This window comes from Lactococcus sp. KTH0-1S, from assembly GCF_052544945.1.
In genome coordinates this window covers 141,879-160,785 of sequence record NZ_CP195165.1, presented here as the reverse complement: position 1 = coordinate 160,785, position 18,907 = coordinate 141,879, and the positions used below count along the sequence as shown (strand labels likewise).

19 protein-coding genes are annotated in these 18,907 nt (G+C 36.3%); 4 read left to right on the top strand and 15 right to left on the bottom strand.

Features of this window, described 5'->3' with window-relative positions; genetic code table 11:
* Positions 1-224 precede the first annotated feature (224 nt).
* The 4 genes from ACRYLU_RS00810 to ACRYLU_RS00795 form a co-directional block, all read right to left on the bottom strand.
* Entirely contained in the window at positions 225-1,277 is a 1,053-nt protein-coding gene (locus ACRYLU_RS00810) for a GNAT family N-acetyltransferase (protein WP_445081072.1), read from the bottom strand.
* Positions 1,278-1,674: 397 nt separating this feature from the next.
* Complete coding sequence (locus ACRYLU_RS00805) at positions 1,675-2,106, bottom strand: DUF3284 domain-containing protein (RefSeq protein ID WP_445081071.1); 432 nt, start codon at positions 2,104-2,106, stop codon at positions 1,675-1,677.
* Positions 2,107-2,203: 97 nt separating this feature from the next.
* Entirely contained in the window at positions 2,204-2,896 is a 693-nt protein-coding gene (locus ACRYLU_RS00800; protein ID WP_058205544.1) for a rhomboid family protein, read from the bottom strand.
* Positions 2,886-3,419, bottom strand: coding sequence for a 5-formyltetrahydrofolate cyclo-ligase (locus ACRYLU_RS00795; protein ID WP_003129736.1), 534 nt, complete (start codon positions 3,417-3,419; stop codon positions 2,886-2,888). Before ACRYLU_RS00795 ends, ACRYLU_RS00800 begins: the two co-directional genes overlap by 11 nt.
* Positions 3,420-3,536: 117 nt before the next feature.
* On the opposite strand from ACRYLU_RS00795, the gene ACRYLU_RS00790 reads away from it, so the two are divergent.
* Both ACRYLU_RS00790 and ACRYLU_RS00785 read left to right on the top strand, forming a co-directional pair.
* Positions 3,537-3,734, top strand: a complete 198-nt coding sequence (locus ACRYLU_RS00790; protein ID WP_003129735.1) for a cold-shock protein — start codon at positions 3,537-3,539, stop codon at positions 3,732-3,734.
* 179 nt (positions 3,735-3,913) lie between these two features.
* Positions 3,914-5,254: an MATE family efflux transporter gene (locus ACRYLU_RS00785; RefSeq protein WP_103054364.1), complete on the top strand. Its 1,341-nt coding sequence runs from the start codon at positions 3,914-3,916 to the stop codon at positions 5,252-5,254.
* Between the two features lie 80 nt (positions 5,255-5,334).
* Here ACRYLU_RS00785 and ACRYLU_RS00780 read toward each other — a convergent pair whose 3' ends face one another.
* The 11 genes from ACRYLU_RS00780 to ACRYLU_RS00730 all read right to left on the bottom strand — a co-directional run bounded on the left by ACRYLU_RS00780 (position 5,335) and on the right by ACRYLU_RS00730 (position 16,930).
* Positions 5,335-6,834, bottom strand: a complete 1,500-nt coding sequence (locus tag ACRYLU_RS00780) for an amidase family protein (protein ID WP_445081070.1) — start codon at positions 6,832-6,834, stop codon at positions 5,335-5,337.
* Positions 6,835-6,957: 123 nt separating this feature from the next.
* Positions 6,958-8,391 (bottom strand): Asp-tRNA(Asn)/Glu-tRNA(Gln) amidotransferase subunit GatB, encoded by a 1,434-nt coding sequence (gatB, locus tag ACRYLU_RS00775; protein WP_038598642.1) that lies wholly within the window; start codon positions 8,389-8,391, stop codon positions 6,958-6,960.
* 39 nt (positions 8,392-8,430) lie between these two features.
* On the bottom strand, positions 8,431-9,033 hold the full coding sequence (locus tag ACRYLU_RS00770) for an NUDIX hydrolase (RefSeq protein ID WP_445081069.1): 603 nt from the start codon (positions 9,031-9,033) through the stop codon (positions 8,431-8,433).
* Positions 9,034-9,036: 3 nt separating this feature from the next.
* Positions 9,037-10,497 (bottom strand): Asp-tRNA(Asn)/Glu-tRNA(Gln) amidotransferase subunit GatA, encoded by a 1,461-nt coding sequence (gene gatA, locus ACRYLU_RS00765; RefSeq protein WP_445081068.1) that lies wholly within the window; start codon positions 10,495-10,497, stop codon positions 9,037-9,039.
* Positions 10,497-10,802, bottom strand: a complete 306-nt coding sequence (gene gatC / locus ACRYLU_RS00760; protein ID WP_010905163.1) for an Asp-tRNA(Asn)/Glu-tRNA(Gln) amidotransferase subunit GatC — start codon at positions 10,800-10,802, stop codon at positions 10,497-10,499. The genes gatA and gatC overlap by 1 nt, the downstream gene beginning before the upstream one ends.
* 702 nt (positions 10,803-11,504) lie before the next feature.
* Entirely contained in the window at positions 11,505-12,293 is a 789-nt protein-coding gene (codY, locus tag ACRYLU_RS00755; protein WP_003129722.1) for a GTP-sensing pleiotropic transcriptional regulator CodY, read from the bottom strand.
* A 152-nt stretch (positions 12,294-12,445) separates the two neighbouring features.
* On the bottom strand, positions 12,446-13,660 hold the full coding sequence (locus ACRYLU_RS00750) for a pyridoxal phosphate-dependent aminotransferase (protein WP_038598638.1): 1,215 nt from the start codon (positions 13,658-13,660) through the stop codon (positions 12,446-12,448).
* Positions 13,661-13,733: 73 nt separating this feature from the next.
* Entirely contained in the window at positions 13,734-15,317 is a 1,584-nt protein-coding gene (locus ACRYLU_RS00745) for a glycosyltransferase (RefSeq protein ID WP_445081067.1), read from the bottom strand.
* Between the two features lie 196 nt (positions 15,318-15,513).
* On the bottom strand, positions 15,514-15,753 hold the full coding sequence (locus ACRYLU_RS00740; protein WP_038598633.1) for a hypothetical protein: 240 nt from the start codon (positions 15,751-15,753) through the stop codon (positions 15,514-15,516).
* Between the two features lie 11 nt (positions 15,754-15,764).
* Entirely contained in the window at positions 15,765-15,974 is a 210-nt protein-coding gene (locus ACRYLU_RS00735) for a hypothetical protein (RefSeq protein WP_010905160.1), read from the bottom strand.
* Between the two features lie 164 nt (positions 15,975-16,138).
* On the bottom strand, positions 16,139-16,930 hold the full coding sequence (locus ACRYLU_RS00730; protein ID WP_445081066.1) for a DNA/RNA non-specific endonuclease: 792 nt from the start codon (positions 16,928-16,930) through the stop codon (positions 16,139-16,141).
* Between the two features lie 134 nt (positions 16,931-17,064).
* Between ACRYLU_RS00730 and ACRYLU_RS00725 the strand changes: the two genes are divergently transcribed.
* Both ACRYLU_RS00725 and ACRYLU_RS00720 read left to right on the top strand, forming a co-directional pair.
* A complete protein-coding gene (locus tag ACRYLU_RS00725; protein WP_445081065.1) occupies positions 17,065-17,505 on the top strand; it encodes a CoA-binding protein in 441 nt (146 codons plus the stop codon).
* Between the two features lie 176 nt (positions 17,506-17,681).
* A complete protein-coding gene (locus ACRYLU_RS00720; RefSeq protein WP_445081064.1) occupies positions 17,682-18,863 on the top strand; it encodes an MFS transporter in 1,182 nt (393 codons plus the stop codon).
* Positions 18,864-18,907: the final 44 nt, after the last annotated feature.

Here is an 18,907-nt window from a genome sequence, read left to right as displayed (position 1 = left end):
TGTTTCTTAAATTGAAACATTAACGATAAATTCTCAATTTTAGATAGGTTTAACGCTTTCTTCAGTTAAAATCTTTAAAATAAGATAAATTGACCTATACCAATTAATGCACGTAATACCAATGTAATAAACAAATTCCACCTCCAACAATATTCTAATTTTTTAATTTTTATATTTCTTAAGGTTAACCAAAAAAGTTACTGACAAAGCTGTCAGTAACTTTTTTAAAAGTATTCACGAAGAATCGCCTGATTCTCTTTTAAAATTTTTGCCGTAAATTGGCCAATGGTCATTTTTTCTCTTTTTCCTTCTCCAAGACTGATATTGTTTTCAGGAATAATTTCGTCAGTAATTTCAACTGAAAAATCGGGCTGACCGTGTACTTTTAAAAATTCCTGTAAGTTAACAATCCGTGCCTGCATATAAGGAACAAGCTTAATTTCTGCTCGCTGTGGCTCTGTCAGTTCTTCTTCAAGGAGAATATCTGAGGGCGCTTGCCAACTAATTTCCGAAAATGAACCGGCATGGCTTGAAATAAAACGACAAAGTGCTTGTTTTGCCTCGTTAGTCAAAGTTATCAGTTCTTTGATAACAAATGTCATTTCTGAAAATTCATAAAGAAGATAGCCTAAAGCCTTACCATTTTCGCGATAAATCGCACAGTGAGGTTGTGATTTAAAACTGAAAAAGTAAGACCAAAGTTCTGGAGAGCGAGCAAGCGAGCCTTGATTATCAGCCTTTTGATGAACTTCTGTCAGTACTTTAAAAAGGGCTGTATTTTTACTGACAGAAAATTCACTAGCATTTTCATCATCAAACTCAAACTTTTCTCGACTAATTTCGCCCGCACTTCTCTTACCTTTAGGAAAATCTTGAGCTGCTAGTCGATAATGTTTTTGATTAAAAGCATAATGATAACCAAATTTTTCATAAAAAGCATATGAAAATGGTGCCAGATATGAAAAAATCACTCCTTTTTCATAATTATCTCGCAAACTTTTGGTCATTAATTGTCGAATGGCTCCATTGCCTCGAAACTCAGGATAACTGGCAACATAACCAATTCCAGAAGTTTTGACTTCTTGATTTTTCCAATAAACATTAAAGTGTGAGTCAATCACCATTGACGTGAGTTTTTGATTTTCGTAGTGGCCATAAGGAGTTGAAAATTCAAGTAATTTGTCAAAAGATTTTGCCCGTTCCTTTGTTTTAGGCTTATGAAAGGCATAAGTTGCCAAATCTAAAAATTCTTTATTATTTTTTGTATTCGCATTCATAATTTCATTTTAACACAAATCTGTAAGAATAAGAAAACATTTTTGTTAACGTTTTCTTTTTAAATTTTTTCTAATTGTCCAATAAAAAAACAGCCAAAATTGGCTGTTTCAAATCAAAATTTTAATTTCATTTTCTTCGAGACCAAATATTTAGCCCAAAATTACTGACAGCTTTCAGCATCTTGTTCTTTAGAGCAATCAGTACTTTTTAATTCTTTCCATTTCAAAATTCTCATTCAAGGCTGATTCTGTCAGTAAAGTCAAACAGTAAAACTGAAAATTCAGTTTAGTATTATAATCTTTCCGACTAGCTTATCACTGAAAATAAAGCGCATGAAAACAACTTATTTCTTTGTAAATCTGAAAGTCTTGAAATTTTCATTGTCTGACACTTTACTTATCTTGCACTACCGCCATTGTAAGCTCGATTGACATTATCCAAAACAGCAACCATTTGGCGCTTTTTAAAACGTCCCAAGAAAAAACCAACAGCTTTGTCGTTAATCATCTGAATAAAACCATTTGATGTTTGGTTCTCTTCAATGACCACCTGAGTGCTTCGGTCATCAATTTTATGCAATTCCCAGCGAGTACTAAAAGTATTGCGATTTGTTTTAGTCGTAAAAGCGTAAATGCTTGGTTCTGTCAGTTCTGTAATTTTAATACTTCCTCTTTGGTTTTTCCCAAAGCTCTTACTGTATTCATAACCATTTAAACTTCTAACTTTCGGACGTTTCCCTGTATTTTTTTCAATGTCAAATAGACACGAATCAATTATTTTTTCAAAGATAAATTCTCTCGGGGCATCAACTATTTTATCAATTCTCATTTTTTTCTCCCTCAGCAAGTTTTTTAACTAAGTTTATTCTAACAAGATTAAAGATTCTTTGCAAGCACTTTCATGTTTTCAAAAGCAAAACAAATTTTTACTTGAAAAATGGTAAACCGATAAAGAGAACCAAGAGAATAACAAAGGCGCCTGTTGCAAAAATACGGTATTGTTGGGGAATAGATGGAATGAAAGCTTTAGGCGCAAAAATTGCTGACAAAAGCAGTCCACCAATTGCCCCGCCAATATGTGCCCAAATGCTTACATTTCCTAAAGAAAAGAGATTCATAACCAAGTTAGCAACAATCAACACAGTAAACATTCGACCGATTTGTTGTAAAAATGGATGTTTTGTAAAAAATGCTAAACCAACAACTGCCGCAAAGAGGCCAAATATAGAAGTGGATGCCCCTGCCGAAACCACTCTAGGTGTCAAAAGAAAAACCATGGCATTACCAAAAATTCCTGACAAAAGATAAATCAGAGTAAAACGTAGCCAACCAAAAACATTTTCAATTTGCCGACCGATGAAAAAGAGCGTCGCCACATTTAATAAAACGTGTGCCCAACCAATATGGATAAAGAGTGCCGTAAACAAACGCCACATTTGGCTTGGGTCAAACAGCATAACTTGACCAAGTATGGCTCCACTATTGAACAAGTTGATTGCTGAAGTTGCCGATATTCCGTAAGTAAAAAATTGCCATAACCAAACTAAGAGTGTGATAATTGATAAGATATAAGTTGCCTTGTAACGTGTAAAATCTCGTTTAATTTCATTAAAATTCATTATTTTTTCTCCCTATAAAAAGTTCTTGTACTGCGATGTCATGGCTTTCTGCCTCAAAATCCATTTTTTGAAAATCATAAAGTACAGAGGCCGTTGTTCCCTCAAAATTAGCCAAATACCGGTCATAATAACCACCACCAAAACCGATTCGATAACCCTCATCATTCCAAATTAAGCCTGGAACAAGGATAAAATCAGGCTCAACTGCAATTTCAGATTTTGGCTCAAGCAAGCCAAATTTTGAGCGAACAAGATTTTCTTTATCATACTTGGCAAAAATCATTTGACGCTCAGGTAAGCATTTAGGAATCAAAATTTCTTTGTCGTCAGATTGGTCGAAAAGTTCTGTCAAATTAAATTCAATTGGCATTGACATATAAAGCGCTATTTTTTTTGCAGATTTCCATTTTGAGGAAGCGGTTAACTGCTTTAAAACATCCTTATTCTGACGCCTTTTCTCGTAGTCTGAAAAATTTTTTAACATTTGTAATATTTTTTTACGATTTTCTGCTTTACTTTCCATATTAACTATGATAACATGAAAGTGTAAGTTTTTGTTTTACGATTAGTTCTGTGCTTTTGGGTTCATTCCTATTCAAGAAATTAGATTTACAAATTTATAAATAAGGAAGTACCAAAAATGGCACAAGGAACTGTTAAATGGTTTAACGCAACTAAAGGCTTCGGCTTTATCACTACTGAAGAAGGAAACGATGTTTTCGCTCACTTCTCAGCTATCCAAACTGACGGATTCAAAACACTTGACGAAGGTCAAAAAGTTACTTTTGACGTTGAAGATGGCCCTCGTGGACCTCAAGCTGTTAACATCCAAAAATAATTACAGCTTTAAATAAAAATCACTGACAGTTTTGTCAGTGATTTTTTATTGTCAATTTTACTGACAGACTATTTTTCGTAAGCCTTTACAAATAATTTATATTTTATCAAAAATACTATTGTAAAAACGACTAAAATGGGCTAAAATAAAGAAATCAACTTAGTTTGTTTAGGGAAAAAATGAAAGATTTAACTAAAGGAAATATTTTAACAGGACTTATTGCATTTACTTTGCCCTTACTTATGGGTAACTTTTTTCAGGTCCTCTATAACACGGCAGATACTCTAATTGTCGGTCAAACCTTGGGAAAAGATGCTTTGGCTTCTGTTGGAGCGACAGGCTCCATCAACTTTTTAATTGTCGGTTTTGCTCAAGGAATGACCGCTGGTTTGACCATTTTAACGGCCCAACGTTTCGGGGCAAAAGATGAGTTAGCCATAAAAAAATCCTATGTCACGGGCCTCTACTTTACAATTGCGATTTCTATTTTGCTCAGCATATTGTCCCTTATTTTTGTGGGCCCATTGCTTCAAGTCATGCAGACACCAAGCCAAATTTTTGAAGGTGCCAAGACCTTTCTAAGCATTATGTTAGGCGGAATGATTGCCACTAATCTCTACGCTTATCTGTCTAATGCTCTAAGGGCTTTGGGCGATTCTAAAACGCCATTATATGCTTTGATAGCTGCCTCAATTTTAAATATTGCTTTTGAATATTTTGCTATTTTAGTCTTAAAATTAGGAATTGCTGGGGCAAGTGGAGCAACAATTTTAGCCCAAATAATTTCGGTATTATTTCTTTTTTGGCACATCAAACGAAAAGTTCCCGAATTTCAAATTTCAAAAAATTTATGGCGGCTAGATCGTGCCGAAATTGTCCACCATGCTAGACTTGGTATTCCAATGGGCTTTCAATCAAGTATCATTGCCATCGGCTCTATCACGCTTCAAGTCGCTTTGAATAAAATGGGAACAAATGCTGTCGCTACCCAAGCCATCGTTTCTAAGATTGACCAATTTGCGATGCTCCCGATGATTTCAATCGGCCTTGCCATGGCAACCTTTGGAGCACAAAATTATGGGGCTAAACAGTACAAACGAATTAATCAAGGCTTAACACGGGCTCTTACAATTGCTGTCGGTTGGTCAATTATCTTTGCCATTATCTTAAACCTTGCTCACTTCTATTTCACCACTGCTTTCATTTCAAGTAGTCAAACAGCTGTTATTGAGATGTCGAGTCATTATTATCTTGTGAACGGAAGTTTCTATTGGTTGTTAGCTATTTTATTCGTTACCCGCTCAACAATTCAAGGCTTAGGTAATGCCAAGATTCCAACATTGTGTGGCTTTGCAGAGCTTTTCATGCGAGCAGGAGTCGCTATCATTGGTGTTCTTTTACTCAATTATACGGTAATTATCTCAAGTAATCCTGCCGCTTGGCTGGGTTCAACTTCTATCTTAATTCCAACAACCATCCGCATGATTAAACGTTTTAGACAAAATCAGGATTTAGCATAAAACCGCCACTTAGGCGGTTTTTCTTTTAAATTTACTGACAGATTTGGTTTACACTTTCTGTCAGTAAAATATCGTTAAACTTATTGATAAGCTTTGGGTAAAATAAATTGACCCGCTTCTTCAAATTCTTTAGCAACTTTCAGTAATTCAATTTCAGAATTTTTTGGTCCCCAAAGTTGAATTCCAAGTGGCAGATTCGTTTCTTCATTAACATAAACGGGCAGAGAAAGCGCAGGCTGACCCGTTAAATTACTGATGAAATTATAAGGTGTAAAAGCTAATGAACGCTCAAAAGCGGCTTCAATAATCTCTATTTGTTGTTCAAATTCATATTGGCTAATTTCTGACATTTCTTTTAACACTTCCGCTGTCATTAATTCCTGACCAATTTTAGGGGCTGTTTTAGCAGTTGTTGCCGTCAAAAATAAATCATAATCTTTATAAATTTTGTCAGTAAAATCTCTAGCCGCAATATCCCACTGAGCTAAAGCATTGATATAAGAAGACACTGGAGCTTTTCTTCCGGCTTCTAAAAGCGCATAAGTCAAAAGTTCAACATCTTGGCTCGTCAATTTTCGTCTGGCAGCCCGTTCCCAAGGTTCTAACATGGCCACTGTTTCAGCCGCATTCATGCGATAATAAGACTGAATCAAAGGACGAGCTTCTATAGGAAAATCAACTTCTGTCAATTCATGACCTTGACGCTCTAAAAACTCTACTGCCTTTAGGCTTGCATTTATGGCGTCTTTTGATAATTCAATTCCAGAAATCGGGCTTTGGAGTGAATAAGCAATTTTCAATTTTCTTGATAACTTATTGCTGACAGCTTGGTCAGTACTTTTAGTGAGCGCTATAAGTTCTTTTTCGTCCAACAATTTTGCCTGATAAGGTGCTGCTTCTTGTAGGGTCTGCATTTCAAGCACAAAACGAGCCGTATCTCGCACAGACACAGTAAGAGCTCCAGAAATCGATGCTCCTTGCCATCCTCGGTAAGAATCAGGCCCTTGTGGCATCCGCCCTCTCGTCATTTTAAGTCCAATCAAGCCCGAAAATGAGGCTGGAATCCGAATCGACCCACCGCCATCTGAAGCTCCAGCAATTGCAAACATCCCAGAAGCCACGGCAGACGCCGCTCCGCCAGAAGACCCTCCCGAATAATAAGCTTCATTCCAGACATTTCGTGTATCTCCGTAGAGTTTTGAATCAGAAATGTTTTTAAAGCCAAACTCTGGAGAATTCGTTTGTCCAAATGGCGTGAAACCAGCTTCTAAGAGTCTTTTAACATAGTTGTCATCCTCTGATGCCACATTCTCTGAAAAGAGCTGAGAGCTAGCCGTATCAGGCAATCCTTTATGAGTTTGTCCCAACATTTTCAAAGCAAAAGGAAGACCAGCAAAAAAACCTTGACTCGTTAAAGCTAAATCAGCTTTTGCCTTTTCTAAATCATAAGCAACAATCGCATTGCAGAGCGGATTGAGCTTTTGAATCTTGTCATTTGTCATTTCTAATAACGCTTTGGCAGAAAGATTTCCTGATTTTAATTGCTCCGCCCAATAAGTTGCATCTTTAATTTCAAGCATGATTCTCCTTTAAAAGCTGAGTTTTATATATTTGCTGACAAACTCATTCTGCCAACATTTTATCATACTTATCAAGCATAATAAAAAATATCCGTTCCAAATTAGGACGGATATTTATATTTATTATAAGTTATCTAATTCTTGATACAAAAGTTTTTGCGCAACCGTTGGGTTAGCTTGTCCTTTAGTTGCTTTCATCAATTGACCAACCAAAGCTTTCGCCGCATTTTGCTTCCCACCACGATAATCGGCTACAGATTGTTCATTCTTAGCAAATACCTCATGAATGATTGGCAAAAGCACTGCAGGGTCAGAAATTTGAACCAAACCAGCTTTCTTGACAAATTCTTCGGCAGAACCACCATTTTTTGCTAATTCAATAAAGACTTTTTTAGCAATTTTTGAAGAAATTGTTCCATCTGAAATCAAACGAATCATTTCTGTCAGATTTTCTGGAGTCAAGCCAATCTCATGAAGTTCTTTTTTCTCACTATTCAAATATTGAGCCACTTCCCCTTGCAACCAGTTTGACACCAATTTAGGGTCAGTATCAAATTTAATCGCTTGATCAAAGAAATCAGAAACTTCTTTAGTTGCGGTCAATTGACGAGCATCATAATCAGATAAAGCTAAATCATTAATATAATGCGCACGTCTTGCTTTAGCCGTCATTGGAAGGCTCTCACGCATTTGCTCAATCCATTCGTCAGAAATTTCAAAACGAGGGACATCTGGCTCTGGGAAGTAACGGTAATCAGAAGCGCCTTCTTTAACACGCATCAAAATTGTTTCACCCGTTTTGTCATTAAAACGACGCGTTTCTTGACGAATTTCGCCACCAGCGCGCAAAATCTTAGCTTGCCTGTCGACTTCAAAGTCCAAAGCTTTTTTGACATTGCTAAATGAGTTCATGTTTTTAACTTCTGTCTTCACACCAAAAGCTTCTTGACCATAAGGACGGAGCGAAACATTGGCATCACAACGCATTGAACCTTCTTCCATCTTCACATCAGAAATTCCTGTGTAAAGAATGGCTTCTTTAAGTGCTGTCAGATAAGCATAAGCTTCCTCAGGAGTGCGCATGTCAGCTTCTGAGACAATCTCAATCAATGGTACTCCTTGACGATTCAAATCGACATAAGAATAACCATCCGTTCCGTGCGTATTTTTCCCAGCATCTTCTTCTAAATGAGCACGTTCAATGCGAATCGTCGCTTTATGGCCATCTTCAAGTTCAATTTCAATGGAACCATTGTAACCAATTGGCTCATCAAATTGTGAAATTTGGTAAGCTTTGGGATTATCAGGATAGAAATAATTTTTGCGGTCAAAATGCATTGATTTATGAATATCCATATTCAACGCAAGAGCCGCTTTAATTCCGCTATCAATTACCCCTTTATTCATTACTGGTAAAACACCAGGAAGTGACCAGTCAATCACATTTGTATTTGTATTAGGGTCTCCACCAAATTTTGTTGAGGCGGGACTGAAAATTTTTGAGTTTGTACTTAACTCAACGTGGACTTCAAGCCCAATTACTGTTTCAAAGTTCATTATTTTCTCCGATACTTTCTTTAAGAAAGTCAAATTATCCTAGTCAATATATTGTTTTCCGGTTTTTGACAATTTTTCAAGCAAACTAAGTTGTGACATGGTCGTTCTTTTTACTGACAAGTTTGTCAGCTCTGATCGTTTTATAAATTTCGTTTCTGAAGTTTCACTATTTTCCAAAAAATCAATGGATAAAGCTTTACACTTAAAAACAAATTTATAATATTGCTTTCCTTGCGGTTGCCATTTATCCGTATCGAAAATCGCTAATAAGCGCTCAATCTCTCCAGAAACTCCAGCTTCCTCTTTCAACTCCTTAAGTAGATTTTCACTTGGTGTAAATCCAATCTCACCATATCCACCTGGTAAGGCCCAGTCTCCCTGCATTTTATCCCGAACAAAGAGTATCTCTTTTTCTTCATTTTGAATAAAAGCCCGCACATCAATCATCGGTGTCGGATAAGAATTATTTGGACGAAAGAGATCTGTCAGCTCCTCTTTAGCCAAGGTAGTTGAATGCTTTAAAAGTTGAGGTAAAATCGCTTTGATTTCATGATAACGTTCAATCTCAAAGACATCTTTCCCGTAAAAAAGTCCTGCATCAGCAACTGCATTTAATCGCTTGATTAATTCGTCAAATTCCATTTTTTATTTTCCAAAAATAATCGGTTGTTTTTTGTGGAAATCAGTAGTTGCTTCAAAAGCAGCCGCTACTTGATAAATCGTTTCTTCATCGTAACGTTTACCAATTAATTGCATTCCCACAGGTAGTCCATCGGCAAAACCAGCAGGAATTGAAATTCCTGGAAGGCCAGCTAGATTGACTGGAATTGTCAATAAATCCGCCAAATACATTGAAAGTGGATCATCAACACGTGCTCCCAAGTCCCAAGCTGGTGTCGGAGTTGTTGGGCCTAAGATTAAATCATATTTTTCAAAAACTTTTGCAAAATCATTGATGATTAAAGTACGAACTTGCCCTGCTTTTTTGAAATGTTTATCATAAGAACCTGCTGAAAGACTGAAAGTTCCTAACATAATTCGACGTTGAACTTCTGGACCAAATCCTTCAGAACGTGATTTTACATACAAATCTTCAAGATTTTTGATGTCTTGTGCACGATAACCGTAACGAATACCATCAAAACGTTGAAGATTTGAGCTGGCTTCAGAAGAGGCAATAATATAATAAACTGCAACACCGTATTTACTGTGAGGAAGACTAACTTCTTCAACAATGGCACCCAATTTTTCCAAATGTTTAGCTGCTGCCAAAATTTGTTCTTTTACTTTTTCATCAATTCCTTCACCAAAATATTCTTTAGGCAAAGCAATCTTCATTCCTTTAATGTCTTGACCAATTTTACTTGTAAAGTCAGGAATTGCAACATTTGATGATGTGCTATCATTTTTATCAAAGCCAGAAATGACATTCAAAAGTTGAGCATTTTCTTCGACTGTTGGCGCCAATGGACCGATTTGGTCTAATGATGAAGCAAAAGCAATTAAACCAAAACGACTCACACGACCATAAGTTGGTTTCAAACCAACAATCCCATTGAATGCGGCAGGTTGGCGAATTGAGCCACCAGTATCTGAACCCAATGATAAACGAACTTGACCAGAAGCAACTGAAGCCGCAGAACCAGATGAAGAACCACCAGGTACTTTTGTTTGATCCCAAGCGTTTTTGGTTGGCTTAACTGAAGAATTTTCACCAGAACCACCCATCGCAAACTCATCCATATTGAGTTTACCAATTGTAATTAACCCAGATTCGCTCAATTTATTCGCAACCGTTGCATTATAAGGTGGAATCCAACCTCCAAGAATTTTTGAGGCAGCTGTTGTTTCAATTCCTTCTGTAACAATATTATCTTTGACAGCAATTGAGATTCCGTCAGTCACAACGTCTGGATTAATCCCACGAGCATCAATTACGGCAGCATCTTGCAAAGCTTTTTCTTCTGTAATTTTCAAAAAAGCATCAATTTTTGGTTCACGTGCAGAAATATCAGAAAGCGTTGCTTTTGTCAGTTCAAGAGCAGAAATTTCTTTATTTACAAGTAGCTCATGAAGCTCTTTGATTGATTTGTTATTATACGACATTAAGCATCTCCTCCATCAGAAAGCATTGCTGGAACTTTGATAAAGCCGTCTTCTTTTTCAGGAACGGCTGCCATGAGTTTTTCACGGTCAAGTCCTTTTTCTGCCACATCTTCACGCATGAAGTTGAGATTATCTGCCACATTCATAGTAAATGGGACACCTTCACCATCAACTTCATCTAACATTTCAACCATATCAATGATTTTTCCAAAAGTATCGGTAAATGATTTTACTTCATTTTCCGAGAATTCAAGCTTTGACAAAAGCGCCACGTGCTTGACTTGTTCCTCTGTAATTTGACTCATATTTTCAATCTCCATTTTTTAGAGTTTATTCTTGTTAATTATAACAAAAAATCGGCATTTTAACAGTCTGTCAGTGATTTTAAACCATTTAACAGTCATTTTTTTACTGACAGAACTTTTTGTCAGTAAAAATAGAAAGCAAAATTACTGACAGAAAAATTTATCTCTGATAAAATTTTAAAAATTGCTGACAGATAATTTCGTCAGTAATTATAAATCGATAATCGATAATCTTTATAAGACACAAACAGCTCCCATCTGAGATAGGAGCTGTTTGTGAAACTAAATAGTACTCTAACCATGTATGTGGTTTCTGTCAGCAAGTTCAACCTTCTGACCTAAACACCTGATAGCATTTTGATTAAAAGGCTTATAAAGCACCAACGCGAGTCACAAGCGAATGATAAAAGGGCGAAGTGCTAACATGAATTCACTAGTAATTTTCACGTTCTAAACTAATAAAAATTTGTTTGAAACTCTTATAAAGCACAAAAAGCTCCCATCTACGATAGAAGCTTTTTGTGAAGCCGAGGTCTAAGCGCTAAAGCGCTAAGACCCTTACATGGCTTCGCTGGTAATTTTCATGTTCTAAACTAATAAAAATTTGTTTGAAACTCTTATAAAGCACGAAAAGCTCCCATCTGCGATAGGAGCTGTTTGTGAAGCCGAAGTCTAAGCGCTAAAGTGCTAAGACCCTGGCTTTTAGAAATTACGTCCTGCAAGTTTATCAAACAAACCAGTATTAAGAACTTTAAGATAAGTTCCTTTCATACCAAGTGAACGTGATTCAATTACACCAGCAGATTCGAGTTTACGCAAAGCGTTAACGATGACTGAACGTGTAATCCCAATCTTGTCAGCAATGACAGAAGCGATAACATGCCCTTCTTCACCATCAAGCTCTTCAATGATTGCTTTAACAGCTTTCATTTCTGAATATGAAAGTGTGTTAACAGCCATAGTTGCCATGGTATCTTTACGGATATTTTCTTCCATTTGTTCAAGTTTAAGATTTGAGAGTTGAACACCAATTACTGTTGTTGCAAGTTCAACTAAGACCAAATCATCATCAGTGAATTCGCCGTCTTCACGCCACATGATAAATGTTCCCAAACGCATTCCAGAACCATAAATAGGCGCTAAAGTTGTCACACCTTTTGGAAAATCGCCAAGGCTTTCTTCTGGGAAGATTGCTAATGGACGGTCAACAGGAACGTTTGCCATTGTATCGTAGATACGTACTGCCGCACGAACATATTCATCAGGCAATTTACGATCATAGAAAAATTGGTCAACACGGTCATTGTTTGTATTATAAGGCAATGAGTAACCAAGCAACTCGCCCTTCGTATTAATCACACATGCATTGCAATCAATGACGTTTGCCAAGCGTTCAGTCATACTGTTATATGGCAACTCTTGTTGCAAATCGGTCACTCCATCTTGCAAAATCGCGGTGATTTTACGTGTTTTTTCAAGTAATGTAGCCACTTTGTTCTCCTATTTTTTTATATTCTTGTTTTTATACAAAATTTTTCATAATCAGTATAACATAAAAAAGCATGAAAAACAATAAAAATTGTCAGAAAATTACTCTCAACAAAAAAAGATATACGAATTATTCATACATCTTTTTCTATTTATTATTTACGATATTGCCAAAGGAAACGTTCCATTTTTTCTTGTATTTCCGCTAATTCATCCACACGAGGCAGATAAACAATTCGGAAATGGTCTGGCTCTTCCCAATTAAATCCTCGACCATGAACAAGCAGGATTTTTTCCTGCTTCAAAAAGTCCAAGACAAATTGTTCATCATTATCAATTTTATACATTTCTCTATCAATTTTAGGGAAAATATAGAAAGCTGCTTGAGGTTTGACCGCAGATAATCCTGGAATATCATTGATGGCTTTATAAATGAACTCTCTTTGTTCATAAACTCGTCCACCCGGCAACAGCAATTTATCAACCGATTGAGTGCCACCAAGTGAAGTTTGTACGACTGATTGAGCTAAAACATTGGAACAAAGTCGCATTGAAGCCAGCATATTCAAACCTTCAATATAACCCTTGACATGCGATTTTTCACCTGACAGAACCATCCACCCCACACGGAATCCTGCAATGCGGTGTGATTTTGAGAGTCCATTCATTGTGACCACAAAAAGATCTGGTGCCAAGCTAGCAATCGGAACATGAACTGCTCCATCCATAACCAATCGGTCATAAATTTCGTCTGAGAAAATAATTAAATTATTTTCTCTAGCCACTTGAACAATTTCAAGTAATAAATCTTTAGAATACAGCGCACCCGTTGGATTATTAGGATTAATCAAAACAATAGCTTTTGTATTACTTGTGATTTTTGAGCGAATATCATCAATGTCGGGGAACCAACCGGCCTGTTCATCACAGAGGTAATGAACAGCTGTTCCTCCAGCTAAGCTGACAGAAGCCGTCCAAAGTGGATAATCAGGCATAGGAATCAAAACCTCATCCCCTGTGTCCAAAAGTCCCTGCATGGCCATAACAATCAATTCAGAAACCCCATTACCTGTGAAAATATCATTGATATCAAGATTAGGAAAACCTTTGAGCTGACAGTACTGCATAATCGCTTTACGAGCCGAGAAAATTCCTTTAGAATCTGAATATCCTTCGCTATCCACAGCATGTTGAATCAAGTCACTAATGACTTCATCAGGAGCAAGAAAGCCAAATTCAGCTGGATTTCCTGTATTCAATCGAAGAATTTTTTCACCATTCGCTCGCATTCTTTGTGCTTCATCCAATACTGGACCCCGAATATCATAGCTGACATTATCAAGTTTATGCGATTTTTCAAATTTTCTCATTATTGACCTCCGTAATATTATGAAGTTTTGATTTTCAAAACTTACAAACAGATTCTGCTAATTTTTTCTTCATCTATTTCTTTTCATAAACTTGGAAATATTTGCCAGAATAGTTAGTCACTTTATAATTTTTGTCTAAAACTTTTTTCAAACTAGTTGGAACTTCTATGCCAGCTTGCAACACAACAAACTTGTCTGAGAGTTTTTCCACTTTCAGATCATAGCTTTGACTAAACTTAATTGGATAATTTGCTGGAACATTATCTAAAGTTGAAATTGTTTTTGTCAAATTATTAATATTTTTACCATCAGCAACAACGTAAACTCGGTCAGAACCTTTAGCATTTGTCTCGATATATTGTGACACGTTTTGCTCTTCAGAAGCAACAGATCGATTCATAAAATGATAACTAATCGGTGTAAAAATGACAAAAAGTATTGCCAAAATCGGAGCAAACAAACGATTTTGAAGATATTTCAACAAAATTTGATCACTATCTGTCAGCCCAAGACCTGCAAAGACTACTGTAAATGGCAGGACAGCCAAAAGATTAGAGCTATCAAAAGTCTGAGCAAAAACAATCATTGTTGTCAATCCAACAATTCCAATAAGCATCATGACGTACCAAACTCTAGCTGGTCCACCCTTTTTAAGTTGTAAAACTCCTTGGACGAAACCTGCAACAATTCCGAAAATAAGAGTGAGAACTAAAGCTTTTGCAAGAGTTAATAATAAATCACTCCCTGGACCAAAATGAGTAAAAGGAATCAAAATGGACTGTTCAATAGAAGTATAGATTGTTTGTTCTTCAAGAGAATAATAAGCGACTGAGTAACCTACTAATAAGACTCCCAAAATTGTTGCCAGCATTTGGTAAAAGCCACGTCCAATTTTACGGCTACCCACATTATGAATAATGAGTGCAATAGCAGATAAAATAAAGAAAACTGACATGACAGGAGAAATGACTAGGGAAAAAGCACCAGCCATCCCAAAACGTATAAATCCCCTATCTGTAGAGCTATCTTGAAAATAAGAACTCAAAAATCGTGCCGCCCATAAGGCAAAAGGAAGAGCAAAGAGCGTTGGACTATCTCCTCCTCTTGCCAAACCTGCAATAATAACTAAGGTAAAAACCGATACAGTTAGTGATGCCGTTTGATTTTTCGTTTGTTGACCCACTAAGCGGTAAACTAAAATTCCACTGATTAGTAAAGCAATAATTTCAAAAAGCCATAAAAGCCAAGTCGTCCCACCAATATTCCCTAACCAATTAATGAGGTAAAAAGCTGAGCCTCCAGCCCCATAAAAATCATTGAAGGGAACTAAACCATGATGCATCGCAAATCCTGAATAAAGGTTTTGTGATTGGCTGGCTGTGGCTACTGGTTTCCACAAAGGAAATGCATAAAAAGTTAATGCTAAAATCACTGACAGACCCGTAAGTAATCCATAGACTGCTAAAGAAATTCTGAGTGTTTTTTCATGCGTCTGTTTTTGCTTTGAAGTTAGCTCGGCGTTTTGGCTTTCGGGTTCTTCTTCTAAATGCTTAATTGCTTGATTCGCTGCCGCTTCCACGACATCAGAATCTTTGTTTGCCCAACGAGAGCTTCTCCGCTCATGACGTGACGAGCGGGATCTGTATTCATTTGACATGACGTCCTCCGATGTTTCCTTAGCGGAAATCTTTTTTATAAACAAAATGCTTGTTTCAAATACACAGTTGTAAAAAAATTATATCAAATTTTTGGAAAACACTCAATAAAGTTAAAAATGATTATAAAATTATATGCAAAAAAATACTGACAAAAAGGTCAGTAATTTCTATAAGTCAATATTATTTATAAACGACTTAATTCCTAATTTTACCAAGAATCCAAAGGACCAAAGCGACAACAGCAATGAATAACCAGAAGTGTGGGTTAAACAAAAGTACAATCCCTGAAATAATCAAACGAATAATCAGTAAAATAAGTAAAATGGGCAAGATATAGCGTAGAAAAACTCTCAATGCCACCACTCCCAAAAGCACTAACAAAATTGATAGCAAAGCCCCCATTACAATCAAACCTGATAAAAATCCTATAAACATTTTTTCTCCTTTTAGTAGTAACGACTACGGCTGGCTCTCACAAGCCATACAATAATGCTAATTACGAGCAAAGTCCCCCAAAAATGCGGACTAAGTAAGAGCATTAAACCACCGAACAAAAATTTCAAAATCATTAATATAATCAAAGCAGGTAAAACAATTTTAAAGAATCCTTTTATAAAAAGTAACATAGCTAAAAATAATATAAGTAGTAAAAACATTCTCTTTCCTCCGATAATTAACAAATTCTCATCACTCATGAATTTGTATTTATATATTAATTATAGCAAGAAAAAAAGCCCGAATTCTCAGTCTTTTGACTGATTTTTCAAGCATTTTTTTACTGACAGAGCTTTATTTTACTGACAGAACGTTCTGTCAGTAACTATTTAGGGCTGACTGTGTTAACTGCGGTCCCGTCAGCATAATTAATTTTTGCATTTGGAGCGACATTGTCAAGGACAACAACAGTTGCTCCACCCTTTCCTGACTTTTCACGACCACCACCGAGTTTGATAGACAAGGTTTGACCATTTTTATCAATTCCAACATAAGCCAAACGAATTTGACGTGGCAAAAGTTCATTTCCTTCGTAGAGAGGGGTCACTTGGTAATCTAAATAATAATTGGGATGATTAGCGAGCCAACTGTCCAAACGATTTTCATAATAAAGCATACTGGCTGTATTTCCATCATCAGTTCCAGTGAAATTCCCACCATTGAACCAAGCCGTTTCTGGCACTAAATTTCTTGCTTCATTATTTATACCTGAAAATTGATAACCCACTAAATGGCCACGAGCCATTAGCCACATTTTACCAATCGAACCATCTGATTTTTTATAATAAAAATTATAATTATGCCAACCAACTGGATTATAGGTCAAGGGTTCACGTTTGACTTTAGGTTCTTGAGAATCTTTCAGTTGAATATGTGAATCAACTGCACGACCTAAAGCATCAGTATTGGCCATGACCATTTGCCTTTGATTTTTAAAAACTAAAGGTGCTTGTTTAACCGAACTTGCCAGTGACTTTGTGGAAACTTGGCTACTATTATCAGTAGCCGAACTATTTCCTTGTCCTAAATGCAGACGTCCCGAACCAAAATATCCTACAGCCAGTGCAATAATGACTACAATGACGCTTGTTAGTGTTTTTATTTGTTTCTTATTCATAGCTTAATTATAGCAAAAAATTTCAAGGATTTTACAATTCTGAAAAATTTTTATAATCATTTTAAAGAAGCTTTTAAACCACACCACTTTCCTTAATATTGTATAATAAAAACAAAGCAGGAGGAGGAAATCTAATGTACGAATTTGAAAATCCAGAACAAGAGGTAATGTTTGATTATCTCAAAAATGCAAAAACCATCGCTGTCGTTGGGATTAGCGATAAAACAGACCGTTCATCTTTTTTAATTGCTCAAGGATTACAACAAAATGGCTACCATGTTATTCCAGTCAATCCAAGACTTGCTGGCCGTGAATTACTAGGTGAAAAAGTCTACGCTTCTATCAAAGAAGTTCCATTTCATATTGATATTGTTGATATCTTTCGTCGAAGTGAGTTTTTGGCGGATGTTGCTCGTGACTTCATTGAAACTGACGCCGATATTTTCTGGGCGCAATTGGGCTTACAATCTCAAGAAGCTGAACAAATTCTTCGAGAAGCAGGAAGAAATAAAATTGTGATGAATCGCTGTATTAAAATCGAATATGCCTATTCAGGATTAGGAAAAAATGACTAAAAAAGTTATTCTATAGACCATTACGTTTCCCCGGCAACATTTTATCGATTTTTTTTGATACAATAATAAAGTTGAATTACGCAAACACAAAACTCTCGTCTAAAAAGCGGGAGTTTTATCTGTTTTTTAGGCGGATGTTTACGCATTCATAAATTTTTCTCAAAGAAAGGAACTTTATGAAAGAAAAACTTTGGACAACAACTTTCGTTGTTAATATGTTACTTAATTTTATTTTTTATCTTGTTTTTTATCTCCCTACTGTTGTTATTGGTACAATGGCTATGGGACGTTATCACGCTTCTGCTAGTATCGCTGGTATTTTATCTGGAATTTTTATTGTCGGCGGATTTATTGCTCGACTTTGGGCTGGAAATAATATGAAACGCCTTGGTGCAAAAAAACTTTTGTACATAGGAACACTCATTTATTTCTTGCTTACCTTTGCTTATTTCTTTGTGCATAGTGTCGTTCTACTATTAATTTTACGTCTTGTACACGGACTTGGATTTGGTATTGCTGCAACAGCTTCTGGAACGTTGGCTGGTGCCATTGTTCCTTCTTCAAGACGTGGTGAAGGAATTGGTTATTATGCGCTTTCTGTCACATTATCGTCAGCAGTTGGTCCCTTTTTATCAATGTTTCTTTACCGGACATCAGGTTTTTATTCATTAATTTGGCTTTCTGCCTTACTTTTATTTATTGCCTTAGTCGGAATTTTCTTCATACATGTTGAAAAAACTGCTGACAGCTCTAATTCTGTCGATAATAAAGTCCATAAAAAATTCGCTTGGTCAAATTACTTTGAAAAAGAAGCTTTACCAATTTCATTAATTGCCTTTCTCATAGGTATTTCATACTCAAGTATTCTGTCATTTATGGATGCTTATGCTCGTAATATTCACCTTTCAGAGGCTGCCTCATTTTTCTTCTTAGTTTATGCTATCACTGTCCTTCTCTCTCGTCCAATTACTGGTCGTGTCTTTGATGGCTTTGGTGATAACTTTGTAATGTATCCAACCTACCTCTTCTTTGCACTTGGCCTTTTACTGATTGGTTTTGCTCATTCTGGTTGGATGTTGCTCCTTGCTGCCATATTTATCGGTTTAGGCTACGGCTCATTTTCGCCTTTTGGACAAGCAATTGCCATCCGTAATTCAGAAGCTCATCGTTTAGGAATCACAACTTCTACTTTTTTTGGCTTTATGGATATGGGTGTCGGTTTTGGACCCTTTATTTTAGGAATGTTTATGCCTCTATTAGGCTATCGTAATCTCTATTTTGCCTCAGCAATTCTTGCACTTCTAATTGCTGTCATTTACCATTTCGTTCATGGACGTCATGCCAAACGTGAAAATTAAGCTACTGATTGTTCTGTCAGTAAATAAAAAAGCTGTCAGTAACT

What these genes read in the sequence shown, in the direction of transcription:
- gatB (WP_038598642.1), bottom strand. Translation starts at nt 8,391, where the DNA reads ATGAACTTTGAAACAGTAATTGGGCTTGAAGTCCACGTTGAGTTAAGT.
- ACRYLU_RS00800 (WP_058205544.1), bottom strand. Translation starts at nt 2,896, where the DNA reads ATGAATTTTAATGAAATTAAACGAGATTTTACACGTTACAAGGCAACT.
- ACRYLU_RS00805 (WP_445081071.1), bottom strand. Translation starts at nt 2,106, where the DNA reads ATGAGAATTGATAAAATAGTTGATGCCCCGAGAGAATTTATCTTTGAA.
- ACRYLU_RS00720 (WP_445081064.1), top strand. Translation starts at nt 17,682, where the DNA reads ATGAAAGAAAAACTTTGGACAACAACTTTCGTTGTTAATATGTTACTT.
- ACRYLU_RS00790 (WP_003129735.1), top strand. Translation starts at nt 3,537, where the DNA reads ATGGCACAAGGAACTGTTAAATGGTTTAACGCAACTAAAGGCTTCGGC.
- ACRYLU_RS00785 (WP_103054364.1), top strand. Translation starts at nt 3,914, where the DNA reads ATGAAAGATTTAACTAAAGGAAATATTTTAACAGGACTTATTGCATTT.
- ACRYLU_RS00725 (WP_445081065.1), top strand. Translation starts at nt 17,065, where the DNA reads ATGTACGAATTTGAAAATCCAGAACAAGAGGTAATGTTTGATTATCTC.
- ACRYLU_RS00750 (WP_038598638.1), bottom strand. Translation starts at nt 13,660, where the DNA reads ATGAGAAAATTTGAAAAATCGCATAAACTTGATAATGTCAGCTATGAT.
- gatC (WP_010905163.1), bottom strand. Translation starts at nt 10,802, where the DNA reads ATGAGTCAAATTACAGAGGAACAAGTCAAGCACGTGGCGCTTTTGTCA.
- ACRYLU_RS00770 (WP_445081069.1), bottom strand. Translation starts at nt 9,033, where the DNA reads ATGGAATTTGACGAATTAATCAAGCGATTAAATGCAGTTGCTGATGCA.
- gatA (WP_445081068.1), bottom strand. Translation starts at nt 10,497, where the DNA reads ATGTCGTATAATAACAAATCAATCAAAGAGCTTCATGAGCTACTTGTA.
- ACRYLU_RS00810 (WP_445081072.1), bottom strand. Translation starts at nt 1,277, where the DNA reads ATGAATGCGAATACAAAAAATAATAAAGAATTTTTAGATTTGGCAACT.
- ACRYLU_RS00745 (WP_445081067.1), bottom strand. Translation starts at nt 15,317, where the DNA reads ATGTCAAATGAATACAGATCCCGCTCGTCACGTCATGAGCGGAGAAGC.
- ACRYLU_RS00730 (WP_445081066.1), bottom strand. Translation starts at nt 16,930, where the DNA reads ATGAATAAGAAACAAATAAAAACACTAACAAGCGTCATTGTAGTCATT.
- ACRYLU_RS00780 (WP_445081070.1), bottom strand. Translation starts at nt 6,834, where the DNA reads ATGCTTGAAATTAAAGATGCAACTTATTGGGCGGAGCAATTAAAATCA.
- ACRYLU_RS00795 (WP_003129736.1), bottom strand. Translation starts at nt 3,419, where the DNA reads ATGGAAAGTAAAGCAGAAAATCGTAAAAAAATATTACAAATGTTAAAA.
- ACRYLU_RS00735 (WP_010905160.1), bottom strand. Translation starts at nt 15,974, where the DNA reads ATGTTTTTACTACTTATATTATTTTTAGCTATGTTACTTTTTATAAAA.
- ACRYLU_RS00740 (WP_038598633.1), bottom strand. Translation starts at nt 15,753, where the DNA reads ATGTTTATAGGATTTTTATCAGGTTTGATTGTAATGGGGGCTTTGCTA.